Here is a 22,963-nt window from a genome sequence, read left to right as displayed (position 1 = left end):
AATCAATCTTATTTAATAACTCATGTAATTATAGCACATGAAAATTTATGCTACATGAAAACATTGCTTTGTTCATAAAGTTTGTAAATTTTATTTACAACTTTATTTGCATCTTTATTTTCGCAAATTATCGTTGCTTTCCTGTTCAATTTCAACGTTTTTCGGCAAAACTCTGTGCAATTCTAACTTAGACAATATATGTTGAATATCTAAAAGTCTTTTTTCTACAAGGTCAGAAATATCATTGTATATTTCTTTTTGTTTCTTCACTGGTAAGTCATGCTTTTGTTTAGAAATTTCTTTATAAACATTGGTTTCAATTTCATTAAAACCTAAGCTTGATAAATATCTATTTTGAACCACAGTACTCATAGGCACTAAATATTTTAATGACTGCAAATATCTATCGTTACACTGCAAAGCAATACTATAAATAAAATCTTCAGCAAACTTTTCTTTAGAGTAAACAGACTTATTATATCTATCAACATTTCTCAGGTATTTCTTATAGCTAGCTGCTTCACTTAAAATTTGGTTCCCTAAATCTGTATAGCGATTTTGTTTTAGAGCCATAAGTAGGAATATTCCTCCTGGTACTAATAACCAAGTAGGCACAAAGAAATTAGATACAATTGAAATTATTATTGCTGAAAATATATAAACCAATGCAACTACTAAATGAGTCTTTTTTGTTTTTATCTTACTCTCTGCTAGTAAATAACCATTTTCAATACAGTAAAGTTCTAAAGCTTTTTGAAAGCTTGTTAGTTTTTCCATATTCTTAGTTAAGTTATTTTGAATAGTATATGTTAATTTTTCAATTGAAATTGAATCATGACCATCCATTAAATTCCAAATCCAATGCAAAAACATTCTCTCGTAATAATGAAGCTGATTTTCATCAGGAAGTAACTGTTCTTCCTTTCTATATAATCTTTCTTTATTTAAAGTTAAGAATCCTTTATTTACAAGAGTATAAATTGCTGTCCATATCAAGTAACTATCAACTTTTCTATTATTTAAAAATGATAAACCAGCAGCTGAAATATCATCTGTCATACTAAACTTAATACTTGGTGTATCTCTATAGCTATCAATGTACTTTTTCATTAATACACTAATAAAATATACCAATGCTAAAATGAGCATAATCCCTACAATATATCTGCTAACTACTTGATATCTATATTTCTGAATTTGCTTCCAAGCATAGGTACTTTCTTCACTTTTAATTCTCTCAAGCGCACTCGAATTGTGATTTTCAGTAGCATTTATTTTCGCTTTTGCTAACCAATCACTAGGATAAAGCAAACGCACGTCAACCCTTGTATTTTCTGGAATAAAACTAGAGAAACTAATATAAGCATCAGAAGGTATATTAATAATTTCACTCTTGTCCAGTTTAAAAATATCTAATATTTCTGAACCAAAAGTAGGTCGAAGCAATTTATCCAAGCCATCTAAGCTATTATGTTCATATAGATTATATTTATTTATTTCTTCCGGGAAAATAATAGAATCAAAACTTACGATTAAAGCATAACCATTTGTTGTAATTTCTCTATTTTCATCAAACAAAGTCAGTTCCGTCAGTGCAGCATCATTAAACCTTTGGCTTGCGGAATTAATTGTATAAGAAATCCTTACCCTTTTAGCTGTTGATTCAGGTATAGATGTTTTTAACTTAATGCTAATTTTATCACCCAGGTCTGAGCTGGTATATGAATTTATTTGGTTTTTCTGCAACTCACTAACTTGAGTCGCTTTAATATACTCGAGCGCTGGAGAACTATTATTAACTTCTGCCAATCTTATATCATTTATAGTAACTGACTGATTTTTTTGATAAGGTATTGAAAGATTTGCAACATCAACAATTTTTTTCGCTTTAAGATCAATTTGCAAAACAGCTTCCACACGACCATCTCTCAAAATATTAATGTGATTTAAAGTAGATGAAATCGTAATCTCATTTTTCTTATTCTCGGCATCAGCTTTCAATTCTGTTCTTACTATTACTGAAAAAAATAGCACGATAAACATAAGTACAAATAAAATCTTTTGAAAAATTTTATTAACATTAAACTCTATATGTTTATCGTGCATTTAATCACCTTTAATAAATGAAATACTAATCTTCTTCCTCTCCTGAGTAATCATCCTCACTCTCATCAACACCTGGGTCTTCGGTAGGAGCTGGAGTATTTTCGGTCTCTGTGTTTACAGTGCTACTAGTTGTTGGAGGATTGGTTGGCGGATTCGTTGGTTGACTGGTTGGTGCCTTGCTAGTTTTTTGGCTAGTTTCAACCTTGCTAGATTCTGTAACGCTTCCTTGTCTGGAGCTATATGTTGTTCTAGGTGGTTCTGTTATCTCAGGTTCATCAATGTAATCATCAGAACTACTAGGTATAACATCTGTTTCTTCATATGTATTATCTGCAGCTTCTGTTGTTATTTCTGTTTCATCGTAATCTTTAGAACCACCAAATAAGCTATCTATTTTAGCATCACTCATTCCATAAACAGTCTTAGCTAAATGTTTAATATTTGAAACAAGATCAGGTACAAGACAAGCCATTCCCTGAATATAAGTTTCTTCAAAAGTTCCAAGAATTGGAACTTGTCCTGAAATCATTTTTGCTTTTAGGATTCCCTGTACATTCTGTAGTAAATTGAATATTTCATTAATACCTAAATTAGTTGTTACAAGTGGGAAAACTTTATCGACCATTTCATTGATCTGTGCAATATTAGCATTTTTGGCACCATCAAAAATTGATTTAAGTATCCTTCTCTGTCTCTCGGTTCGCTCATAATCTGAGTTACCTACACTTCTAATTCTTCCATAGTTTAAAGCTTGCTTACCACTCAACTTTTGCTTACCTGGATATTTTAGAAGTCCGGAGTTTCTAGGCTCATTAATCAATGTATTATAATATGACAAAGCTTCATTAATTGCAGGGATTTCATAAGACTTAACATCAATCTCAACTCCACCAATTGTATCAATTATCTCTTCCAGAGAGAACATATCTACTAGGGCGAAATGGCTAACTGCAACTCTGTAGTTATACTCTATAGTCTCCATTAATAACGGTGGACCACCCAAAGCATTAGCTGAATTTAACTTACTATATCCATAGTTTGGAATATAAACATAAGTATCTCTTAGTAATGAATTAAGATGAATTTTATTGTGTTTTAAGTCTATTGATGCAAGTATCATAGAGTCAGATAATGACTGTTCTTCAGCTTCTCTAGAGTCAACACCTATTAATAACACATTTAAAATATTCTCATCAAATATAATGTCACTTGGTAAGTTTTTAGCTAACTTAGAATTTATCTTTTTGATAGCGTCCTGATCTATATCCTTACCGGAGTTTTTATCTTTATCAAGCGCTAGCACACCGTGTTCATCTGATGAGGCTGAACTTCTTGTAAAGTCACTCTTATTAACAAAATTTATTCTTGAAATCTTAGAAAAAACAAAAGCAACTATCAGCAGTATCACAGCTAATAGGATAGTTATACTTATAATTCCTGTCTTCTTAGAAGTACTTAAACGTCTAAATTTTTCAAATAACGTCGTCTTCTTTTTGTCATCTTCAAGCATATTTGCTTCAGCTGTCTCTTTAGTTGTTTCGTTTAATTTACTGTACCTGATTCCAGATTCATGTTCAATTTTAGACTTTCTTACATCATTACTCATAAAAATTCAATTACCCTATCTGAGAAAACTTTAAACTAATAAAACTCATTGAGATTCTCTACTAAAATTTCCCCAAGCTCCTGACATGCTTCAATTGCATCACTATCAGGATAATCTTCTGCTATAACTCCCGAAGCTACTAAATTTAAGTTCATATCATCACAGACGTCTTCCCATTTTCTCATCCAGGCACCATCGCCACTTGAATATGAGCCAAAAATAGCAACTGGTCTATCACCTATAATTTCAATAGCATTTGAGAAAAATGGTTCAAATTCAAATTCCTCTAGTTCTTCATCACCTGAAGCGGGACAGCCAAAAGCAAAAGCATCATAATTTTCCAAGTCATCTATTAGAAATTCAGAAACTTCAAAAATCTCAGCTTCTGCTCCCATACTTTCAACACCTTCTACTACAGCCTCAGCCATAGCTGCTGTATTCCCACTTGCACTATAATAAATAACGGCAATGCTACTCATATTTTAAAACTCCTTTTATCTCCATCGAATATATACACGTATGATAAATGGTATTAAATAGCAATATAATAAATTTGTAAAGTATTTTGTAATTTTAATATTAGTTTTTTATCTTTTTTATATTAACTACTATCTTTCTTTTATTTACTATCTTTTTTATGTTTGTTTTTATTTACATTCATATCACTAATAGTACTTTGGTCAGAGTGATCAATCTTTTTCCACCCAGGTTTTTTGCCCAAAGCCATGAATATAGTCAAGCTAATTATCAATAAGTATATTGGATAAAATAGAATACCTTTCCACTGACCTTCCCAGTGTTGGTCCTCAACTACTGTCAAAATATATATAAATAAACTTAATACTATTTCACCTATAAGTGCACTAATTAAAACTGATTTGAGCATTGCACCTAAACCTAGAGTTATCCCTATTAAAATCATACTTAGAACCCATAGTACAGGTGACACTAATAATACTACATACATTATCGAGAACATGAAAGAGTCTAGATTTTCTGTACGTCCAAAAAATACTGACTTTAATAATGGTCTAGATTTCTGTTCTAGTAACTCTCTCAAACCATAAGACCATCTCCATCTTTGTTTGATTGTACTGATCATATCTTCCGGTTGCTCATCATAAAATTTTGCTTCGCGAGAATATGTAATAGTTTCACCTTTTAGGTTAACATCCATTGTGAACTCTAGATCCTCAGTCAGACTTTGAGTTTTCCAACCTTGCTTATCAATAATGTCATATGCAAAAGCAAAACCGGTACCACCCACTGACGTTAAACTTCTACCTGACATGTAACGAGGGTGATCTACTCCACGTTTTTGCATAATCCAAAACAAACTATTGGCATTTGACCATATTGTAGCTGAAGGGTTTTTTCCAATTCTGTATCCTATAATCACCCTATCTCCATAGTTATAACGTTTATTCATTTCCAGAAGATAGTTTTCATCCATAACATTATCAGAATCAATAATAGTAATTAAGTCATAGTCAGAATGATTATATTTTTTTATAAACTGGTCAAAGAACCAGTTTAGGGCGTAACCTTTTGACTTATGCTCTGGATCTAAGCGTTCATAAACATTTGCCCCAAGTTCAGCTGCTATTTTAGCTGTATTATCTGTACAGTTATCTGCAATCAAAAATATATCAAATTTATCTTTTGGATAATTTTGAGTGTTCAAAGAATCCAATAAGTTTTTAATTACTTTTTCTTCATCATGAGCACTAATAACAATAGCAAATTTATTGTAAGGCTTCTCGGGTCCGGTAAGATTTTTGTATTTTTTAAAAATTGGTAATGATATATACACCTGGTATAAAGTGAAAATCAATCCAAAAATATTACCAGATATTAGTATAACCATTAAGATTTTTGTAAATAAAGTTAAATTTTCCCAACCCATATATTAATTACTCTCATATCTATACTTTCTGTCAATATCTTGAAGTTCTTCATTAAGCTCTTTCAAAAGTTTGGACTTTTCTGCAAAAGTTTTATCCTTCATTTGGACCATAACTTGTGTAGTAAACTGTACTCTAACATGCAATAGCATCTGCTTCCAGGCCCTAAACCATTCATCCATTTTTCCTGATTCATTTAAAAACTCTCCAACCATAGCAATTGCTTCGAGAGCCTCTCGTAACTTCTTCTCATTGAAGGTTCCAACTTGACCTGAACCTCTTTGAATATAATGATAAAGCGGTCTATTTGTAAAGGCTACTCTATCAGATTCACTCAGAACCTTCGCTGCTACAGCAACATCTTCAAAATAAATACTTGGAAATTTGAAGTTAATAGAATCTAATAACTCTTTTTTGTAAAGTTTATTCCAAGCAAAATTTGGTACAGATAGTAAATTCAAAGATCTCTTCGCAGCCTTATCTCCACTAGTTACAGGCTTAACAAACATTAAAGGAAAAACAATTTTCCTACCATTCTCTTTTTCTAAGAACAAATTACTAACTGCTATATCTGCATTCATATCTAGTGCAGCCCTTAGCATAGCACTGACATAATCTCTTTCAACATAATCATCTGAGTCTACAAAGCACAACCACTTACCTTTGGCTTTATCAATACCTGTGTTTCTTGCCTCACCTGCACCCTGATTTTCTTTATTTATCAAAACTATCTTAGCAGGATTTGCTTCTCTATACTCCTCTATAATCTCAGCAGAATTATCTGGCGAACCATCATTTATCATAAGAATCTCAATGTTCTCATAATCCTGATCAAGTAATGACTCAATACAACGTGGCAAAAATTCAGCAGTCTTATAAACTGGCACTATAATTGACACTAAATCATTATTCTCAATTTCTTTTCCCTCATCTGTCCCCTGCAATTTTCTTACCTCAATATATTCTAGGATTTTATTATACTAATTATTCAGGTTCTAAACTATGAATTAACTTAGAATTTACTATTTCTGAGTACTTTAAGCCTTGTCATTTATATTTTATTTATAATTCTCTATAGCTTTTCTTGCGTAAAACTCGTCCCCTTCATAAGGTAGCTTCACACCATTTATTTTCATATAATTCTCAGAACCTTTACCTAATAAAATAATACATGACTTAATTCCTTTATTCTCCCATAATTTCATTGCGTTGTTAAAGGCTGATTGTATCGCTTCAGTTCTCTCGTCAATTCTTGTAACTGGTAAATCTGGATCAAGATGGATTACTATTTCATCAAAAATATTATCTAGACTTTCAAAGTCATTATCATCTCTAGTTATATAAACTTCATCTACTCTTCCATTACATGCAAGTGCCATACCTTCGCGACGGTTTTCAGCCTTATTTCCAACAGTCCCAAAGACAGCAACTCTCTTATATTCTGGATATTTGTGCTTAATATGATCAAAGACTGCTTCGAAGCTTATTCCATTATGTGCTGCATCAATGTGGAAAATAACATTATCATTATCATTTTCACTTTTTACATCTATAGTTCTGTCTCGCATCTGAACAAGTGCGAGTCCTTTTTTTATTGAACTCTCATCAACATTCATTAGTTCTGCAACAACAAGAGCTTGCGCAATATTCTCTAAATTAAATATTCCCTCTAACTTTGTATTTAATCTAAATTCTCTATTGCTATTTTTAAGTATTGCTGTGAAATCCATACCTATTTGCTCTAATTCAATATCTCTTATGTACACTTCGAAATCACTAGCATTACTTTTTGTTTTTTCATTTAGCTCTGTAGCAATTTCAAATATTTCCTGAGCATTTCTAGCAGCTTCTCTTTGCTCGTCTAAATAATCACTGGATTCATTAAGAACTGCAATATCACTGCGTTCTAACAATTTCAATTTAGATTGTAAATAATCTTCAAAGTTAGGATGTTCTACGTCAGAAATATGATCAGGAGCTATATTTGTAAACACTCCTATCTCAAAGTGCATTCCATATACTCTGTCGTATTTAAGAGCTTGAGATGAAACTTCAATTACCATATTCTTCACATTATTTTGCACGGCACGGTACAACAAATAAAACATTTCCATAGGCTCTGGAGTCGTAAGATTAGAATCGAAATGGTTTACACCATCAAAATTGCCTAAACTAGAAATCAAACCTGGTTTAACTTTCCCCTCAGCCTCCGCTTGAGCTTTAAGCATTTCAAAAATCAAACTAACTGTAGTACTTTTACCTTTTGTTCCTGTTACGCCAATGAAATTCAATTTTTTCTCTGGATTAGAAAAATAAGTTGATACGCAAACTGCAATACTTCTACGCAAATTATCAACCTTAATTAGAGGCAAATCTACTCCGTAGTCTTTGTCTGCTAAGTACGCAACAGCACCTTTTGCTTTTGCTTGTTCAAGGTATTCCACCTTAAAGTTATTACCTTTACAAATAAATAAACTGTTTTCCACAATCTCTCTTGAATCATAGGTAACATAAGCAATCTCAATATTTTCCGATTTTTCTTGTAATGATGGTGCTGGAACAAAATCCACACCAATCTCATTTTCTTTTAATTTCTCAATATATTCATTTAAATTAAGAATATTATCATCTGAAACATCTCTCTTATACAAAACGCAATCTCCTTTGCAATAAACAAATTTTAATTAGGAAACATAATTGTTGAAGTTTGTTTAAATATCTTGAAAGCAAGTATAGCATAATAAATGCTAATATCTAAAATAAGTGATAAACTTTAATTGAGTATATGGGAGGATTAATATGAGTAATAATTTATGTGATATAGCAGTCTTGGGCATGGCTGTTATGGGTAAAAATTTAGCCTTAAACATTGCAGATAATGATTATAAAGTAGCAATCTACAATAGAACTACAAGCAAAGCTATTGCAGCAGCAGAAGAAAATCCAGAACAGAATTTAAGTGTTTTTGTAACCTTAGAAGAACTAGTTGCTAATTTAAAAAGACCAAGAAAGCTCCTTCTAATGGTCAAAGCTGGAGCAGCTGTTGATAAGCTTATAGAAAGTTTACTTCCTCTTCTTGATGAGGATGACATTATTATGGATGGTGGAAACTCTCACTTCCAAGATACCCAAAGACGTTTCGAAGAACTACAACAACATGATATTCAATATTTAGGTGTTGGTGTCTCTGGTGGTGAGGAAGGTGCTAGACGTGGCCCTGCAATAATGCCTGGTGGTAGCAAAGCAGCTTATGATGCAGTTGCTGATATATTTGAAGCTATTAGTGCCAAAGTCAATGATAACGAAGCCTGTGAAGCTTACATGGGTTCTGGTGGTGCTGGTCATTACGTCAAAATGGTACATAATGGTATTGAATATGCTGACATGGAAATTATTGCTGAAATTTATTCTCTTCTAAAAGCAAATGGATACAGTAACCTTGAAATCGCTGATGTGTTTGAAAATTGGGACAGAGGAGACTTATCATCCTACCTCAGTGAAATTACTGTAGATATTTTACGAGAAAAAGATCTAGAAAATCCTGAGGATGATTTACTCGATGACATAGAGAGTCAAGTTGGTGCAGAATACCGTGCTGTTGGTGCTGATAATGAGAGTGAATTTTTACTCGATCATATTTTAGATATTTCAGAGCAAAAAGGAACTGGTAAATGGACAAACCAAGAAGGTTTAGAATTACATGTTGATCTTTCAATTCTTTACTCTGGCCTGAACGCACGTTATATGAGTGCTGAGAAAACTCTCCGTGTGCAAGCTTCTGAGATCTTGCCAGCTGGTGTAGATGCTGAGAATGCTTTAGGAAAACCAAATATAGATATTGAAGAACTAGGAAATGCCTTCTTACTAGCACGATTAATAGCTTACGCACAAGGTTTCGCTCTTTATAAGTCTGCTTCTAAGGCCTACGGCTGGGATTTAGACTACAAATCTATAGCTGCTACCTTCCGTGGAGGTTGTATTATCCGTTCTAAATTATTAGTTCCTATTATGGAAGCATACGATAAAAACCCTGACTTAGACAACTTGTTATTAGCTGATAATTTTGAAGCAGCAATTTCTCAAGGTATAACAGCTCTTAGAAAGCTAGTTAGCACAGCTTCTCTAGCAGGTGTGGCAATTCCTGCCTTTAGTTCTGCTCTAGCTTACTACGATAGTTTGAGAGCTGCTAGGTCCCAAGCTAATATGATTTCAGCCCAAAGAGATTACTTTGGTGCACATACCTATAGAAGAACCGATAGAGATGGAGTTTACCATCATGAGTGGAATGATGAAACAGCAGAGTAAATTAAATAAATTAATTTTTACTATATTTGGATCAACAGGAGATTTAGCCTATAGGAAGCTGATGCCAGCTTTCTATAACCTCTTCTGTCGTGGTTTGGTTGAGTATGATGTAATATTTTTAGCTATTGGGCGTCGTAGCTGGGATAGAGAGAAATATATTTCTGAAATTAAAGATGGTGTAAAAGAGTTCTCAAAATATGAATTTTCAGAAGAGAAATTTGAAGCTTTTGCAAAACATATAGATTACTTTGAAATGCAATTCACAGAATCTGAGGATTATCAGAAATTATTTAATTACTATAGTTCCTTCCCTTGGGCCAAAAACAATGACACTAAGCATATCTTCTACCTAGCTGTGGCACCGAGATTTTTTGCCACAATTGCAGACAATCTTGCTAAGACAGGTTGCCTACGTGGAGAATGTAGGGCAATTATAGAAAAACCTTTCGGTCCAGATCCTGAGACAGCTAAGGCAACAAGTTTAGAGCTAGAAAGAGCTTTCGGAGAAGGTCAGGTCTACCACATTGATCACTATCTAGGCAAAAATATGGTTCAAAACTTGTATACCTTGAGAGTTGAGAATAAATTCTTGGATGCTATTTTGAATAAAGATTTCGTTAAATCAATAAGAATCAATGCTCTTGAGAAAATAGATATTGGTGATAGAGGTGCATTCTATGATCAAACTGGTGCCCTTGGAGATATGATTCAAAGTCACCTCTTCTTAACTCTTATTATGCTGGTCATGAATTGTGATGCCGAAAAAGGCTCAAAAAATTATTTAGATGCACAAATTAAGCTATTAAAAAGCTTAAGAGATCCTAATGATATAGAAAACAACCTTATAGTAGGTCAATATGACGGCTATAGGGATCATGACGAAGTAGATCCTGCTAGTCAAACTGAAACTTTCGCTGCATTAAGAGTTTTCATAGATAATCCACGTTGGGAGAATGTAGAATTTCTCTTACGATCCGGTAAAGCAACAGAAGAAAAATTAACTAATGTAGAAGTTCTTTTCAAAGGTGGCCAAGTATTAAGTATTGAAATAGATCCAAATCCATCAATTACTTGGACTATACTTGCTGATGATGCTAACCTTGAAGAATCAACTACGAAAATTGATCTAAGTTCCGATGCTGAGATCAATAAGTCTGACTCTCCTGAAGCATATGAGCGCTTAGTTTATAGTTGTTACTTAGGCAAAAAAGAGTACTTCCCTAGCTGGGAACAAATTGAAATTACTTGGGAATGGATACTAAAATTGCAAAATCTCCGCAGAGAATGCAATATTAAATTAGAACCTTACAGCAAAGGATCTAAAGGTCCTGATTCTCAAGCAAAAATGTATAAAACAAAAGATTAATCATTTAATAATCAAGTTTTAATTAGTAAAACCCAAAATATAAAATAGATCTGAGGAGGATTTATTAGAATGATTTATGATATTAGTAGAACAATAGAACCTGAAATGTCAGTGTACAAAAATCGTTTCAACAAGAAGCCTAGATTTACCTGGGTAAGCTTCTATGCCGACAAGGGCGTACGAGAATCAGAACTTCTAATGAATTTACATACTGGAACTCATATAGATGCTCCAATTCATATGTTAGAAAATGGCGAGTCAGTTGATACTTTGGCTTGGGACTTATTTGTTGGTCATGCAAGAGTTTTTGATCTCACTGATCTAGACAGAAAAATTGAAGCTGATGATCTCAGAAAATATAACTTGAAAGAAGGCGAGATTATCCTCTGCAAAACCAAAAATTCACTTACAGATGAATTTAGTTTCGACTTTATTTGCTTCGCACCTTCAGCAGCAGAATATATGGCTGAAAGCAAAATTAAAGCTGTTGCTCTAGATGCTATGAGCTTAGAGAGTAATGACCCTGAACATCCAGTTCACCAAATTTTGCTTGGCAATGGGATTGGCTGTATGGAAGATGTCCGTCTGGCAGAAGTTCCTGAAGGTGAGTACAATATGCTATCTCTCCCACTTAGAATATCTGGCTATGATGCTGGTCCATCTAGAGCACTTCTATTCACTAAAGACGAGGCTCTATTTTAAAACAAGATTCTCCCTATAAAAAATATAGCTAATTAGAATTTTTATAGATTTTAAAACATTAAAAAAGCAGATCTGCCGTTGTTGAATTTCAACACTAGTAGAACTGCTTTTGTTTTACTTTTAATTTGTTATCTATTACTTGTATTTGTTATCTATTACTTGTACTTTATTATCTGTTACTTGTACGAAAAAACCACTGCTGTAATTATAGCCAAAACTAAGTAGATTGCTCCTGATACTAAAGTAGGTAGATTAACTCTTCGAGTCTTCAACTTCTCTTCTTTATAGGATTGAAGATCAGGAAGGTCTTGCATACCTTTACGACCTCTAATACCACTATCAATAGCTGAACCTAGTTGCTTGAAACCTACAATACCAACATCGAAGAAACCTTCTTTATTAATATAACTGAAGGCTGCATAAACAAGTTGCAATCCGCCACCTAACAAGAATGAGTTGCTCAGTTTAATTAATATATCTCTATTGGGTGTTCTATAAATTTGAAAAACATACGCCACAAAAGAGAATATTAAACCCCATATTAAAGCTCTTAGATAATCATGCTTGTTAAATCTCTGCTTGTGATAAGGATTGTAATCCATACTAATTCCTACTCATCTCTGAAGTTTATAAATTTATTATTTATATAAATTTTTAAACTTCTCTTCTTCTTCACTATTACAATAAACAAAGTGATTTGGGAAAACCTCTCTCATTGTAGGCTCTTCAATACTATAGTCATGTTCAAGTGCTGGAACATATGTTTCACGTTTACGTAAGCGTTCTAGATGTGGATCTGGAACTGGTATTGCTGATAACAATGACTTAGTATATGGATGCATTGGTCTAGCAAACAGTTCATCAGATTCAGCTAATTCAACTATCTTACCGTTGAACATAACAGCAATTCTGTCTGAAATATATTTAACAACAGCTAAGTCGTGTGCAATAAAAATTACTGTTAGATCATTCTTTTCACGTAAATCATTGAGCAAGTTGATAATCTGTGCTTGAATAGAAACGTCAAGTGCAGAAACAGGCTCGTCAGCGATAATTACTTCTGGCTCCATTATAATAGCCCTAGCTATACCTATACGTTGTCTCTGACCACCTGAGAATTCATGAGGGTATCTATCTGCATGTTCTACTAGCAATCCAACTTGATTTAAAACAGAATCAACTTTTTCATTGATAAGTTTCTTATCTTTTTCACCTTGAATAATCAAACCTTCAGCGATAATTTCTCTAACTGTCATTCTTGGGTCAAGAGAAGATACTGGGTCTTGGAAAATCATTTGAATCTTACGATGTAGAGCATCTCTGTTATCTTCTATTTCTTTTTTAGATTTCTTATAATCGTCTTCCAGCTTCTTAACTGTATCAACTTTTCCAGCATTCTTTGCTATTTTTATTTGATTTTTTCTTACTTCTAGTCCGGTATTAATAAGCTTATCACGTAACCAAACATCACCACCTGTGATATCGTATAAACCAATTATTGATCTACCTGTAGTAGTTTTACCACTACCAGACTCACCAACAATACCAAAAACTTCTTTTTTCTTTACATCAAAACTGATGTTATCTACAGCCTTAAGCGCTTTACCTTGAAGTTTAAAGTATTGTCTTAAGTTTTCAACTTTCAAAATAGTTTCAGCATTACTATAATCAAATTTTTGCTTTTGTTTTGGAGTATTGCTTTCACTTAAAATTTCTTTATTACTCACTCTAAACCTCCTCGTTTTTTTCACGCTCAAGTAAATTTAATTCTTCTATTGCTTTTGTCATTCTCTTAATTCTTTCAGTGACTATTCTAGGTGGTTCAACCTTAGGTGCCTTTTCATGTAGCAACCAAGTTGCCGCCTCGTGAGTATCACTAACTTTAAAGAATGGTGGATGTTGCTCGAAATCTATTGCTAAAGCATATCTATTTCTCGCAGCAAAAGCATCACCTTGAGGTGGGTTAATCATATTTGGTGGTACTCCTGGAATAGAAATCAATGTTTCCTTGGTTTCCAAGTCAGGCATTGATGATAAAAGACCCCAGGTATATGGATGTTTTGGATCGTAGAATATTTCATCTGAACTACCATATTCAACAATTTTACCTGCATACATAACCGCAATCTTATCAGCAATATTTGCCACAACACCCAAGTCGTGAGTAATAAATATAACTGAGAAATTACGTTTTTCTTTCAAATCTTTGATTAAGTCAAGAATTTGAGCTTGAATTGTAACGTCAAGAGCAGTTGTAGGCTCATCACATATTAACAAGTCAGGGTTAGAAGAAAGTGCGATTGCAATAACAACACGCTGTCTCATACCACCTGAAAATTGGAATGGATATTGTCTAAAACGTTTTCTTGGTTCAGGAATTCCAACTTCGTCTAGCAAATCTATTGCCCTAGCTTCTGCTAATTTTTGGTTCAATGTATAAGTAGCATCTGCTGTTTGCTCATTTAAGTATTGAAGTATTTCAATTGCCTCTGCTTTTTCATCATGTTTACTTTCATACTTTGCATTCAACCTATTCACTAATCTATCAAACAGTCTTCTGCAGTTGGCAACATAAGTTTCTTTGAGAGCAACTTTTTCATCATCAGATAAAGCCTTAACTTCTTTTTTGTTTTTTCTCAAATTCTCAAAATTTTCTAATTGAGCATTTAATGCTCCTTCAAAAGTATGAGCAAATGAGTCTCTATTAATCTCTAATCTAGAAATTGAAGAATTAACAGCATTAATAATATCTTTTCTTCGATTTAGCAAGTAATCTAGATCGAAGTTTTCTTGCAACTTATCAATTTCTTTATCCAAGTCTGAGATTAGCAATGAAAGTACATCATTAACTCTTGAGTTTTCATACTTTTGTAATTCTGCTAAGAAGTCTGCAAATTTATCTAAGAACTTACTATGTAGCTCTTTAGCTAATTCAGCTTCTTTAACTTCATTATATTCATTAGCTAAGCTTGTTACTTTACCTTCACTTAAAGCATATCCTACAACTAGAAAATCTGGTGAATTTTTCGCTAAGATTTCATCACTTTCTGCTTGAACTTTTATTAGCAAATCACTAATTTCATTCTTTTTAAGATTTACTTTCTCTCTAACTTCACGCAATTTTGTACTTGATTCATGTAGTTTTTTATCATCACCAGATAGCTCTTCTGCTAAATAGGCAGCTTGAGCTTTTTCATAATCTTTTGCTAAAGGTTTAAAGTTTTTAGTTAGTTCTTTAGCTTCATCTATCCACTTAGCTATGTTTGAACTGTTTTCACTTACAGTGAAATCATGATAGATTTCTTTACTATCTTTCTCTAGACCTTTTATTTTATCCATTAAATCTTCATAGACTATATCACTTTGTAAATCAAGAAGAGTATAACGAATTTGTTTAGACAAGGTTTCTAGAGCATTTCTTGCATCTGAATATTCACCAGATGACTTATGTCCATTACTCAAGTATTCTTTATAGGTCTTAAGGTACTGATTAGCTTCAGCTTCTTTACCAGTTTCTTTAGCAACTTCTCTAATAGCTGACTCAACTCTATCAATTTCAGCCTTAGCAGAACGTTTACGAGATTTATTATTAGCAATCATCGCTTCAGTTATCTGCTCACCTACTCTTGTAATTGGGTTCAAACTACTTAGTGGATCTTGGAAAATCATAGAGATTCTATTTCCACGTAGTTTATTATATTCAGATTCTGAAATTTGCAATAAATCCATACCTTCAAAGTAGATTTCTCCACTTTCGACAATAGCATTAGGGGCTAAAATACCCATAATTGCGCGGCTTGTAACTGATTTACCTGATCCAGATTCACCAACTATCGCTAGAGTTTCACCTTCTTTAACATCGAAAGATATGTCTCTAACAGCTTTAACTGTACCGTTATTGGTCCAGAAAGATAGTTTTAAGTTATTTATTTCTAATTTTGTTTTTGCCATATTATTCTTCCGATCCTCTCAATGCTGGGTTAAATGCATCTCTCAATCCATTACCAAATAGGTTAAAGCTAATCATTAGCAAGGAAATTATAACAGCTGGGACAAATAAAATATGTGGGTCAGTTGCTAAATAACCTTGACCATTACCTAACAAGGTACCTAAAGAAGTTAAATTCTTAGAGTTGAAGTTTACAATACCTAAATAAGATAATGATGATTCACTCAAGATAACACTTGGAATAACAAGTACGGATGAAGTAATAATTGTACCAATTGCGTTAGGGAAGATATGTCTAAACATCAATCTTGCATCGCCAGCACCCATACTTCTTGCTGAGAGAATATATTCTTCATTTTTGAATCTATAGAACTGTGTTCTAACCCTTGCAGCTGTACCAATCCAACCTTGTAATACGAAGGCGAATAATATACCTGCGAATGTAGAAACTTTTCCTGGTATAACCAAGTGTAATTGGAATAGTGTTGCTATAACCATAAATGGCATACCACTGATGATATCAGTTAATCTATCAAGAATTAAGTCAACTGCACCACCATAGTAACCTTGTACCGCACCATATAGAGCACCGAAAGTAAGGTTAACTATAGAAACTAAGACAGCTAATGCCAATGATAATCTAGTACCTTGAGCTACACGAATAAAAATATCATAACCTTGGGCATCGGAACCAAAGTAGTGTACAGGCTCAAAACCATTTTGATATTCGTAATAAGTGTAGTTTAAAACTCTTACTTGACGCATGGTTTTGTTACTTACTGTGTAGTATCTAACATCACCATTTTCATCACGCAAATAATTATCTGTTAATCCTTTTTTCTGGACCATTGCAAATTCCATTGGTCTATCATTTTCATCCAACGGAGTACCATTTTGTGCTAACTTAAACCAATAATTAGCATCGTCAGCAGCTGGTCCTGCACCAGCTCTATCAACCATTGGATAAATAACCTTTTTACCAGTCTCTTCTTCCCACTTAATAATTCTTTCATATTGTTGATCAGTTATATTGATATAGCTGAAACCTACTAAGTAGTATGAATCTACAGAAACATCTCTATAAGTTCTACCTTGTGACATGTATTCATCACTAATTTTATTAATAACGGCATAATCACTCTCTAAACCTTGCTCCCAAGTTGCACCTTGACCTTCATAGTCTTCAGCAGCCATAGAAATACCATTTAAATAAATTAAATATTTTTCATTTGATCTAATAGTCTTGCTTCCATCCCAGAAACCAGTACGTTCAAAAGCTTTTATTTTTGGTCTAGCCTTGGCATAAACACCATTAACATCAGAAACTTTGTACTTTGTTAAAAATGGTGCAATTAACGCAAAAACAACAATTAACATAATTATTATTGCAGCTGCAACTGAAGCTTTGTTTCGTACAAATCTTCTTAAAGCATCACCAAAATAAGATATTGACTTGGTTTTGATCGCCTCATCATAAATATCTTTATGTTCTTGAACTAAAGTAAATTTCTCTTGAGGTATTTCTTGTAAATTTACATATTCTTTGCTCATTAATATTACCTCTCACCAATTCTAATTCTAGGATCTAAGAAACCATAACTTAGATCAACAACAATATTTGCCAATAAACCGATAATTGTATAGAACATTGTAGTAGCTACAAACACGTCATAGTCACGTGAGTTAATAGCACTAATCATTAATCCACCAATTCCATTAACAGCAAAAATCTTTTCGATAATCATTGAACCACCTAGCACGCTTAAGAAACTAGCAACAATTGATGGCAAAATAGGAACCATTGCGTTTTTCAATGCATGTCTAACAGTAGCTTGTGTTTTGTTTAGACCTTTGGTTCTTGCTAGTAGCATGTAGTCTGAAGTCAAACTTTCAACCAACTCTGCTCTAGTAAGTCTGGCATATCCTGCAATAATACCAAATGAAAGTGAAAGTATTGGCATTATCATTGATTTAAACATTACCCAAGTGAACCAACCGCCTGAATCTGCAACTGATGAAACTATTAAAGGTAACCAACCTAATCTGAAACCAACAATGTATTGAAGTAAGAATGCGTAAACGAAACTAGGTACGGATACAAAAAGCATAACAACTGTTGAAATTGTATGGTCTAACCAGGTGTTTTTTCTTAGCGCTGCAATAACACCAAGTACAATACCTAAAGGTAATGAAAACAATGCTGAATAGACGTTTAAAATTACGGTTGGAGGTAGTCTCTTAACAATAATTTCTGTAACAGGAGTTAGATATGAAATCTCCCATGAAGTACCCCAGTCCCAACTTGTAATAATATTTCGTAAATATATTCCAAATTGTACCAAAATTGGTTTGTTGTATCCTAAAGCTTCACGTCTAGCCATTTCATTCTGTGCTTCAGTCCCAAGCATTGGTACTTCAGGCTCAAGCATTTTGATGAAAACAAAGCTTATAAACATAATTATAAACGCTGTCATCAAAGCTAAAAGGACACGTTTAATTACATATTTAACTGTGCTGTTCCTCATAAATTATTTCCTTTTCATTTCGATATCTAACTATTTAAAAATACAATACCCGAAGGTAAAAATAGTTCTTCATATTATAACTACTTTTACAAAATTTATAAACCGGCAATTTAAACAAATTTCACTGTTTTTTGTCAATTTTGCCATTTTTTACAAAAATATGCTGAGAATTTCTTCTCAGCATACTTAATTGATTTAATTCAGTTTTAACCTAGCTATTCACTAAATTAATACTCTTATTCGTAGTTTAAGATTCCACCTTGTTCTTCTACATATTTTGCCCAATCAGCATCTGAGTAATGGAATTTGAGGAATCTGAATCCACCAAATCCATACATTGGGTTGTATACATTTGTGTATTGACTTACTTTTTGTGAAGTCATCATGTTAAATGTAGATGTGTATAGTGGTATGTTTTGAACTGTATCTAGAACAGCTTTCTCTAACTGTGCAAGAATATATAATTTTGCCTCTACATTATCATTGAATTCAATTCCTTGAATTGCTGATTGCCATTCTGTGAGTGTTCTTGTTTCCTCTTCTTCAGTACCATCTCCATTGAAATCAAATTTCAATTTCAATTGTGCTACTGTTGGATTCCATCCATTTGATTCGTGAATCTTATTTAATCCACCTGTTGAAGCTGGGTTAACATAAACACCGATTGATGAGAATGGGTAGAATGCACCACCACCCCATGCACCACGGATAGCTTCTACCTTACCGTTAACAACGTCATCGTATCTACTTGTTGAACCAGTTAAATACTTAACATTAACTTTACCAGCAAAGCCTGTACCTTCTGTTGCTTGTTGTAGCAATTCATTTACAATATCTTGTTGTCTTGTATCTTGAGCTGTTAATGATGATGCTGGTCCTACCATAATATTAATGTTTACTGCTTGTCCATCAGTATAGTTACCATCAGCAATTGCTTGATCATATGCAGCTTGGAATAATTTCTTAGCTGATTCTACATCATAACCAGATAGTGCGTTATAAGCATCTTCTGCAGTAGCATATGACTTACCATCACCATACTCTACACCGTACAAGTCTACAATTGCTTCCATTGCAGCCTCACTCTTACGGTATATAGATTGAGGATCATTTTCAATATCATAGTAATAGTTGTTATTTAGTAGGTAGTATGCTGGTGCATTACCTGCTGTTGATTCTGAAGTAATTTTATTTCTATCTAAACTTAGAGAAAGAGCTTTTCTAAAGTCTTTGTATTGTAATACTCTCTTGTTTGAACCATCACCTGCGTTTGCTTCTAATTGTGCTAATGTTTCTGGACTTGTACCAAATACATAACGGAATGTGTATGACTCTTCTGCTGTATGCATGTACTCACTCATTCTATATCTTTGCCATTGGTCTGCATCCAAGTTAACATTATCTAGTTGACCTTTGTTAAACAATTGCAATGCTGTATTAGGATCTTCAATAATTTCAATAGTGATCTTATCAGCTACGAATTGATCTTTAAATTGGTCTGTATCTAGTTTATAACCATACCATTCTTCATTTCTTTCTAGTTTCATTTGTCTATCTTTTTCTAGAGAAACTAGTTTATATGGACCATATGAATATGCTGTTGCTAAATCTGTTGCATAATTTGTAGCCAATAGTCCTTCTTTTTGGTTTTTACCAGCTTCATATAAATCTTCTTTTACTAACCATGAACCTGTTGAGTTCGCGAAGAAAATAAATTCTGTAGCTGGGTTTTGAAGAATGTGGTAATACTCATAATCATTTTCGCCTTTGTAGAAACCTACTGAGTCGAATGTAACTTCTTCATAAGTACCATCTTCGAAGTATGTAAATTCTTTCCAGTTTTCTGCTGGGTTTTCGAAGTTAACTGCTAAACCTTCTAGATCTTTCTGTACTTCAGCTGTTACTTCTACTAAACCTTGGCCTTGATATTTCTTATAAACATCTACACCATCAACTGTAAATGCTTCTGCACCATAGTTTTCGTATGCAGTTGCAAGGTCTGCTCCGAAGAAACCACTATCTGGTGTAAATGCTTCTTCTACTTTTTCAACAGTGAAGAACAATTTTGCATCTTCTGGTGTATCTGCTGACCAAGCTGAATATTTAGCCTTGCCTTTGTAGTTTTTGTCATATGTGTAATACTCCTCAGCACCTCTAATTGCTAAAGATCCTGAATAGTAAGTATTAGCACGTCTGTTTTTCATTTCTGGGTTTAATAATTGGCTCATACTGTAAACATGAGTATTTGCATCAATTGGAGTTCCATCAGACCATTTTTGGTCTTCTCTCAATGTAATCTTCCAAACTAAACCTTTGTCAGCTTCAGCCGGAATTCCCCATTTTTCTTTGTCAGCAAAATCTTTGGTGACATCTTCGATACTTGTCGCACCCATGTACTCCCATTTATATCCACCTTCACCATCAGGTATAGCTGTGATCAATGGAGTTTGAAGATAGCTATCTAGATAACTATCATTTGATTGTTGTTGAGTATGTGGGTTCATTGTATTAGGTGTAGCAGCTGTATAGTCATTATACGTATAAACAGCATTTGGATCTTTGCTAGCCTCTTTGCTGCCTTCAGTTCCAGTTCCACCTTGGTTTCCTGATTTGCTACAAGCACCAAGTAATAAAACTAAAGCTAAAGCTGCTGCACTTGCTTTTACAAACTTACGCATTTTTCCTCCTTCCGTACACAGATCACTCTGTATACAACCGCATATTTATAAATTGCGATAACTTATTTCTAGTATGATATCAAACTTTTATCAAAAAAAAAGCTTTTAAATTAAAATAAGCTTAAAAAGGGTTCATTTGTCAGAAAACAATGCTTTTTTTTAAACTATACCCCTTTACATAACAAGTTATGTTTTAGTTTACTTAGCTATTATGGACAATTACAAGTGATATTTTTGTTTAATTTATTTTTTCAATTTTCAATTAATTAATAAAACTATCACTTCATCTGTACTTTTTTGAAAGAATTTTTAATTATTTAATCTTTTTCGTGGGTTTTCTTTGAAAAAGTCATGTATTTTTATATTATAAATTACGTATATTATGCAGTTATTGCACTGATATACAGTTTATTTTTAATACTTATACATAAAGTTCACTCATTCACGTACTATTACGCTTCGCCATCATTATTTAGTTCGCCTTTGGATATTATTATCTTTATTTTAATGCTGAAAAAGTGTAAAATACCGTCGTAATCCATATTTTAGGAGGAATTATGAATAGATTTGTTGGAACAGTGTCCAGAGGAATTCGTACACCGATTATTGCAGAAGGCGATGATATTGTTGATATTGTTGTAAATTCGATTTTAGAAGCTTCAAAGTATGAAAATATTGAATTTAAAAATAAAGATATTATTGCTATTACAGAGGCTGTCGTAGCTAGAGCCCAGGGAAATTATGCCAGCATTGATGATATTGCTGCAGACGTTAAAAGTAAGTATCCAGATGGTGAGCTTGGTTTATTATTTCCTATATTAAGTAGAAATAGATTCTCTATTAATTTACGTGGTGTAGCTAGAGCAGCGAAAAAGATTTATTTACAGTTATCTTATCCAGCTGATGAGGTTGGTAATCAATTAATTTCAAGTGAAGTTGTTGAGCAAAGTGGGATAAACCCATTCTCAACGGTCTTAAATGAGAAAGAGTTTTATGATAACTTCGGTAAAAGTTCTCACCCTTATACAGGAGTTGACTACATACAATTTTATAAAGAGATAATTGAGTCTGAAGGATGTGAGGTAGAGATTATTTTCTCTAATCACCCAGAAACATTGTTAGATTACACTGATAATATATTGACTTGCGACATACATTCAAGAAAAGACAATCTCAAGAGATTAGAAAATGCTGGTGCCAAAGTTCTACATAATATTGATTCTATATTAAGTGAATCAATTAATGGCAGTGGCTACAATAAAGAATACGGTATGTTGGGAGCTAATAAGGCTACAGAAGAAGTAGTTAAACTATTCCCTAACGATTGCCAAGAAATTGTTGATCAAATAAGCCAAAGATTATCTGAAGAGAGCGGCAAAAATATTGAAGTAATGATTTATGGTGATGGAGCTTTCAGAGATCCAAGTAGTAAAATTTGGGAATTAGCTGATCCGGTTGTTTCTCCAGCCTATACTTCTGGTTTAGCCGGAGAGCCTGAAGAAGTTAAGCTAAAATATATTGCAGACAATAACTTCTCTGACCTTAGAGGCGAAGAATTAAACGAAGCAGTACTTGATTACATTAAGCACAAAGATTCTGAAGCAATTGGAAAAACTCAGATGTTATCTGAAGGTACTACTCCAAGAAAAATTGCTGACTTAGTTGGTTCATTAGCAGACCTTACCTCTGGCTCAGGTGACAAGGGTACTCCTGTTGTTTGGATCCAAGGCTACTTTGATGATATAGCTGCAGAGTAAAACATTAAAAGCTTTATAGGAAGCATTATTTTATTTAAATATATTATTTAAGGCATAAAAATAGT

Annotated in this window: 16 protein-coding genes and 1 pseudogene; 4 read left to right on the top strand and 13 right to left on the bottom strand. The window is 33.2% G+C overall.

Translation table 11 applies throughout. The annotated features are described in order from the left end of the window. Positions 1–114 precede the first annotated feature (114 nt). The 6 genes from C5Q98_RS01575 to C5Q98_RS01550 form a co-directional block, all read right to left on the bottom strand. Positions 115–2,106 carry a DUF2207 family protein gene (locus C5Q98_RS01575; RefSeq protein ID WP_106011987.1) on the bottom strand — a complete coding sequence of 664 codons (1,992 nt, stop codon included), beginning with the start codon at positions 2,104–2,106 and terminating at the stop codon, positions 115–117. A 25-nt stretch (positions 2,107–2,131) separates the two neighbouring features. Next, positions 2,132–3,712, bottom strand: coding sequence for an LCP family protein (locus C5Q98_RS01570; protein WP_106011986.1), 1,581 nt, complete (start codon positions 3,710–3,712; stop codon positions 2,132–2,134). Between the two features lie 35 nt (positions 3,713–3,747). Beyond that, entirely contained in the window at positions 3,748–4,191 is a 444-nt protein-coding gene (locus tag C5Q98_RS01565) for a flavodoxin domain-containing protein (protein WP_106011985.1), read from the bottom strand. Between the two features lie 140 nt (positions 4,192–4,331). Then, positions 4,332–5,618 carry a glycosyltransferase family 2 protein gene (locus C5Q98_RS01560; RefSeq protein WP_106011984.1) on the bottom strand — a complete coding sequence of 429 codons (1,287 nt, stop codon included), beginning with the start codon at positions 5,616–5,618 and terminating at the stop codon, positions 4,332–4,334. Between the two features lie 3 nt (positions 5,619–5,621). Next, positions 5,622–6,560 (bottom strand): glycosyltransferase family 2 protein, encoded by a 939-nt coding sequence (locus C5Q98_RS01555; protein ID WP_158695669.1) that lies wholly within the window; start codon positions 6,558–6,560, stop codon positions 5,622–5,624. 114 nt (positions 6,561–6,674) lie between these two features. After that, on the bottom strand, positions 6,675–8,267 hold the full coding sequence (locus C5Q98_RS01550; protein ID WP_106011982.1) for a Mur ligase family protein: 1,593 nt from the start codon (positions 8,265–8,267) through the stop codon (positions 6,675–6,677). A gap of 148 nt (positions 8,268–8,415) precedes the next feature. Between C5Q98_RS01550 and C5Q98_RS01545 the strand changes: the two genes are divergently transcribed. From C5Q98_RS01545 to C5Q98_RS01535, 3 genes are all read left to right on the top strand, one after another. Further along, positions 8,416–9,921 (top strand): NADP(+)-dependent, decarboxylating phosphogluconate dehydrogenase, encoded by a 1,506-nt coding sequence (locus C5Q98_RS01545; protein WP_106011981.1) that lies wholly within the window; start codon positions 8,416–8,418, stop codon positions 9,919–9,921. Continuing rightward, positions 9,893–11,287 (top strand): glucose-6-phosphate dehydrogenase, encoded by a 1,395-nt coding sequence (locus C5Q98_RS01540; protein WP_158695668.1) that lies wholly within the window; start codon positions 9,893–9,895, stop codon positions 11,285–11,287. The genes C5Q98_RS01545 and C5Q98_RS01540 overlap by 29 nt, the downstream gene beginning before the upstream one ends. Positions 11,288–11,356: 69 nt before the next feature. Continuing rightward, a complete protein-coding gene (locus C5Q98_RS01535) occupies positions 11,357–11,989 on the top strand; it encodes a cyclase family protein (RefSeq protein ID WP_106011979.1) in 633 nt (210 codons plus the stop codon). A 176-nt stretch (positions 11,990–12,165) separates the two neighbouring features. Here the strand turns inward: C5Q98_RS01535 and C5Q98_RS01530 are convergent, their stop codons facing one another. The 7 genes and pseudogenes from C5Q98_RS01530 to C5Q98_RS01500 all read right to left on the bottom strand — a co-directional run bounded on the left by C5Q98_RS01530 (position 12,166) and on the right by C5Q98_RS01500 (position 21,141). After that, positions 12,166–12,591, bottom strand: coding sequence for a DUF3899 domain-containing protein (locus C5Q98_RS01530; protein ID WP_106011978.1), 426 nt, complete (start codon positions 12,589–12,591; stop codon positions 12,166–12,168). A gap of 36 nt (positions 12,592–12,627) precedes the next feature. After that, on the bottom strand, positions 12,628–13,716 hold the full coding sequence (locus C5Q98_RS01525; protein WP_170040707.1) for an ATP-binding cassette domain-containing protein: 1,089 nt from the start codon (positions 13,714–13,716) through the stop codon (positions 12,628–12,630). A gap of 1 nt (position 13,717) precedes the next feature. Next, a complete protein-coding gene (locus C5Q98_RS07840; protein ID WP_106013054.1) occupies positions 13,718–15,328 on the bottom strand; it encodes an oligopeptide/dipeptide ABC transporter ATP-binding protein in 1,611 nt (536 codons plus the stop codon). A 114-nt stretch (positions 15,329–15,442) separates the two neighbouring features. After that, positions 15,443–15,940, bottom strand: a pseudogene (locus C5Q98_RS07770) (ATP-binding cassette domain-containing protein); the annotation flags it as partial. Between the two features lies 1 nt (position 15,941). Further along, the gene (locus C5Q98_RS01510; RefSeq protein ID WP_106011977.1) at positions 15,942–17,489 is read right to left on the bottom strand and encodes an ABC transporter permease; all 1,548 of its coding nucleotides are present in this window, start codon (positions 17,487–17,489) and stop codon (positions 15,942–15,944) included. A gap of 5 nt (positions 17,490–17,494) precedes the next feature. Next, positions 17,495–18,463 (bottom strand): ABC transporter permease, encoded by a 969-nt coding sequence (locus tag C5Q98_RS01505; protein ID WP_106011976.1) that lies wholly within the window; start codon positions 18,461–18,463, stop codon positions 17,495–17,497. 236 nt (positions 18,464–18,699) lie between these two features. Next, a complete protein-coding gene (locus C5Q98_RS01500) occupies positions 18,700–21,141 on the bottom strand; it encodes an ABC transporter substrate-binding protein (RefSeq protein WP_106011975.1) in 2,442 nt (813 codons plus the stop codon). A gap of 557 nt (positions 21,142–21,698) precedes the next feature. Between C5Q98_RS01500 and C5Q98_RS01495 the strand changes: the two genes are divergently transcribed. Then, on the top strand, positions 21,699–22,898 hold the full coding sequence (locus C5Q98_RS01495) for a coenzyme F420-0:L-glutamate ligase (RefSeq protein WP_106011974.1): 1,200 nt from the start codon (positions 21,699–21,701) through the stop codon (positions 22,896–22,898). The last annotated feature ends 65 nt before the right edge of the window (positions 22,899–22,963 follow it).

This window comes from Fastidiosipila sanguinis (genome assembly GCF_002998295.1).
Lineage (GTDB): Bacteria > Bacillota > Clostridia > Saccharofermentanales > Fastidiosipilaceae > Fastidiosipila > Fastidiosipila sanguinis.
Note: the sequence above shows the minus strand (reverse complement) of the source record. Positions and strands in the feature narration are given on the sequence as shown.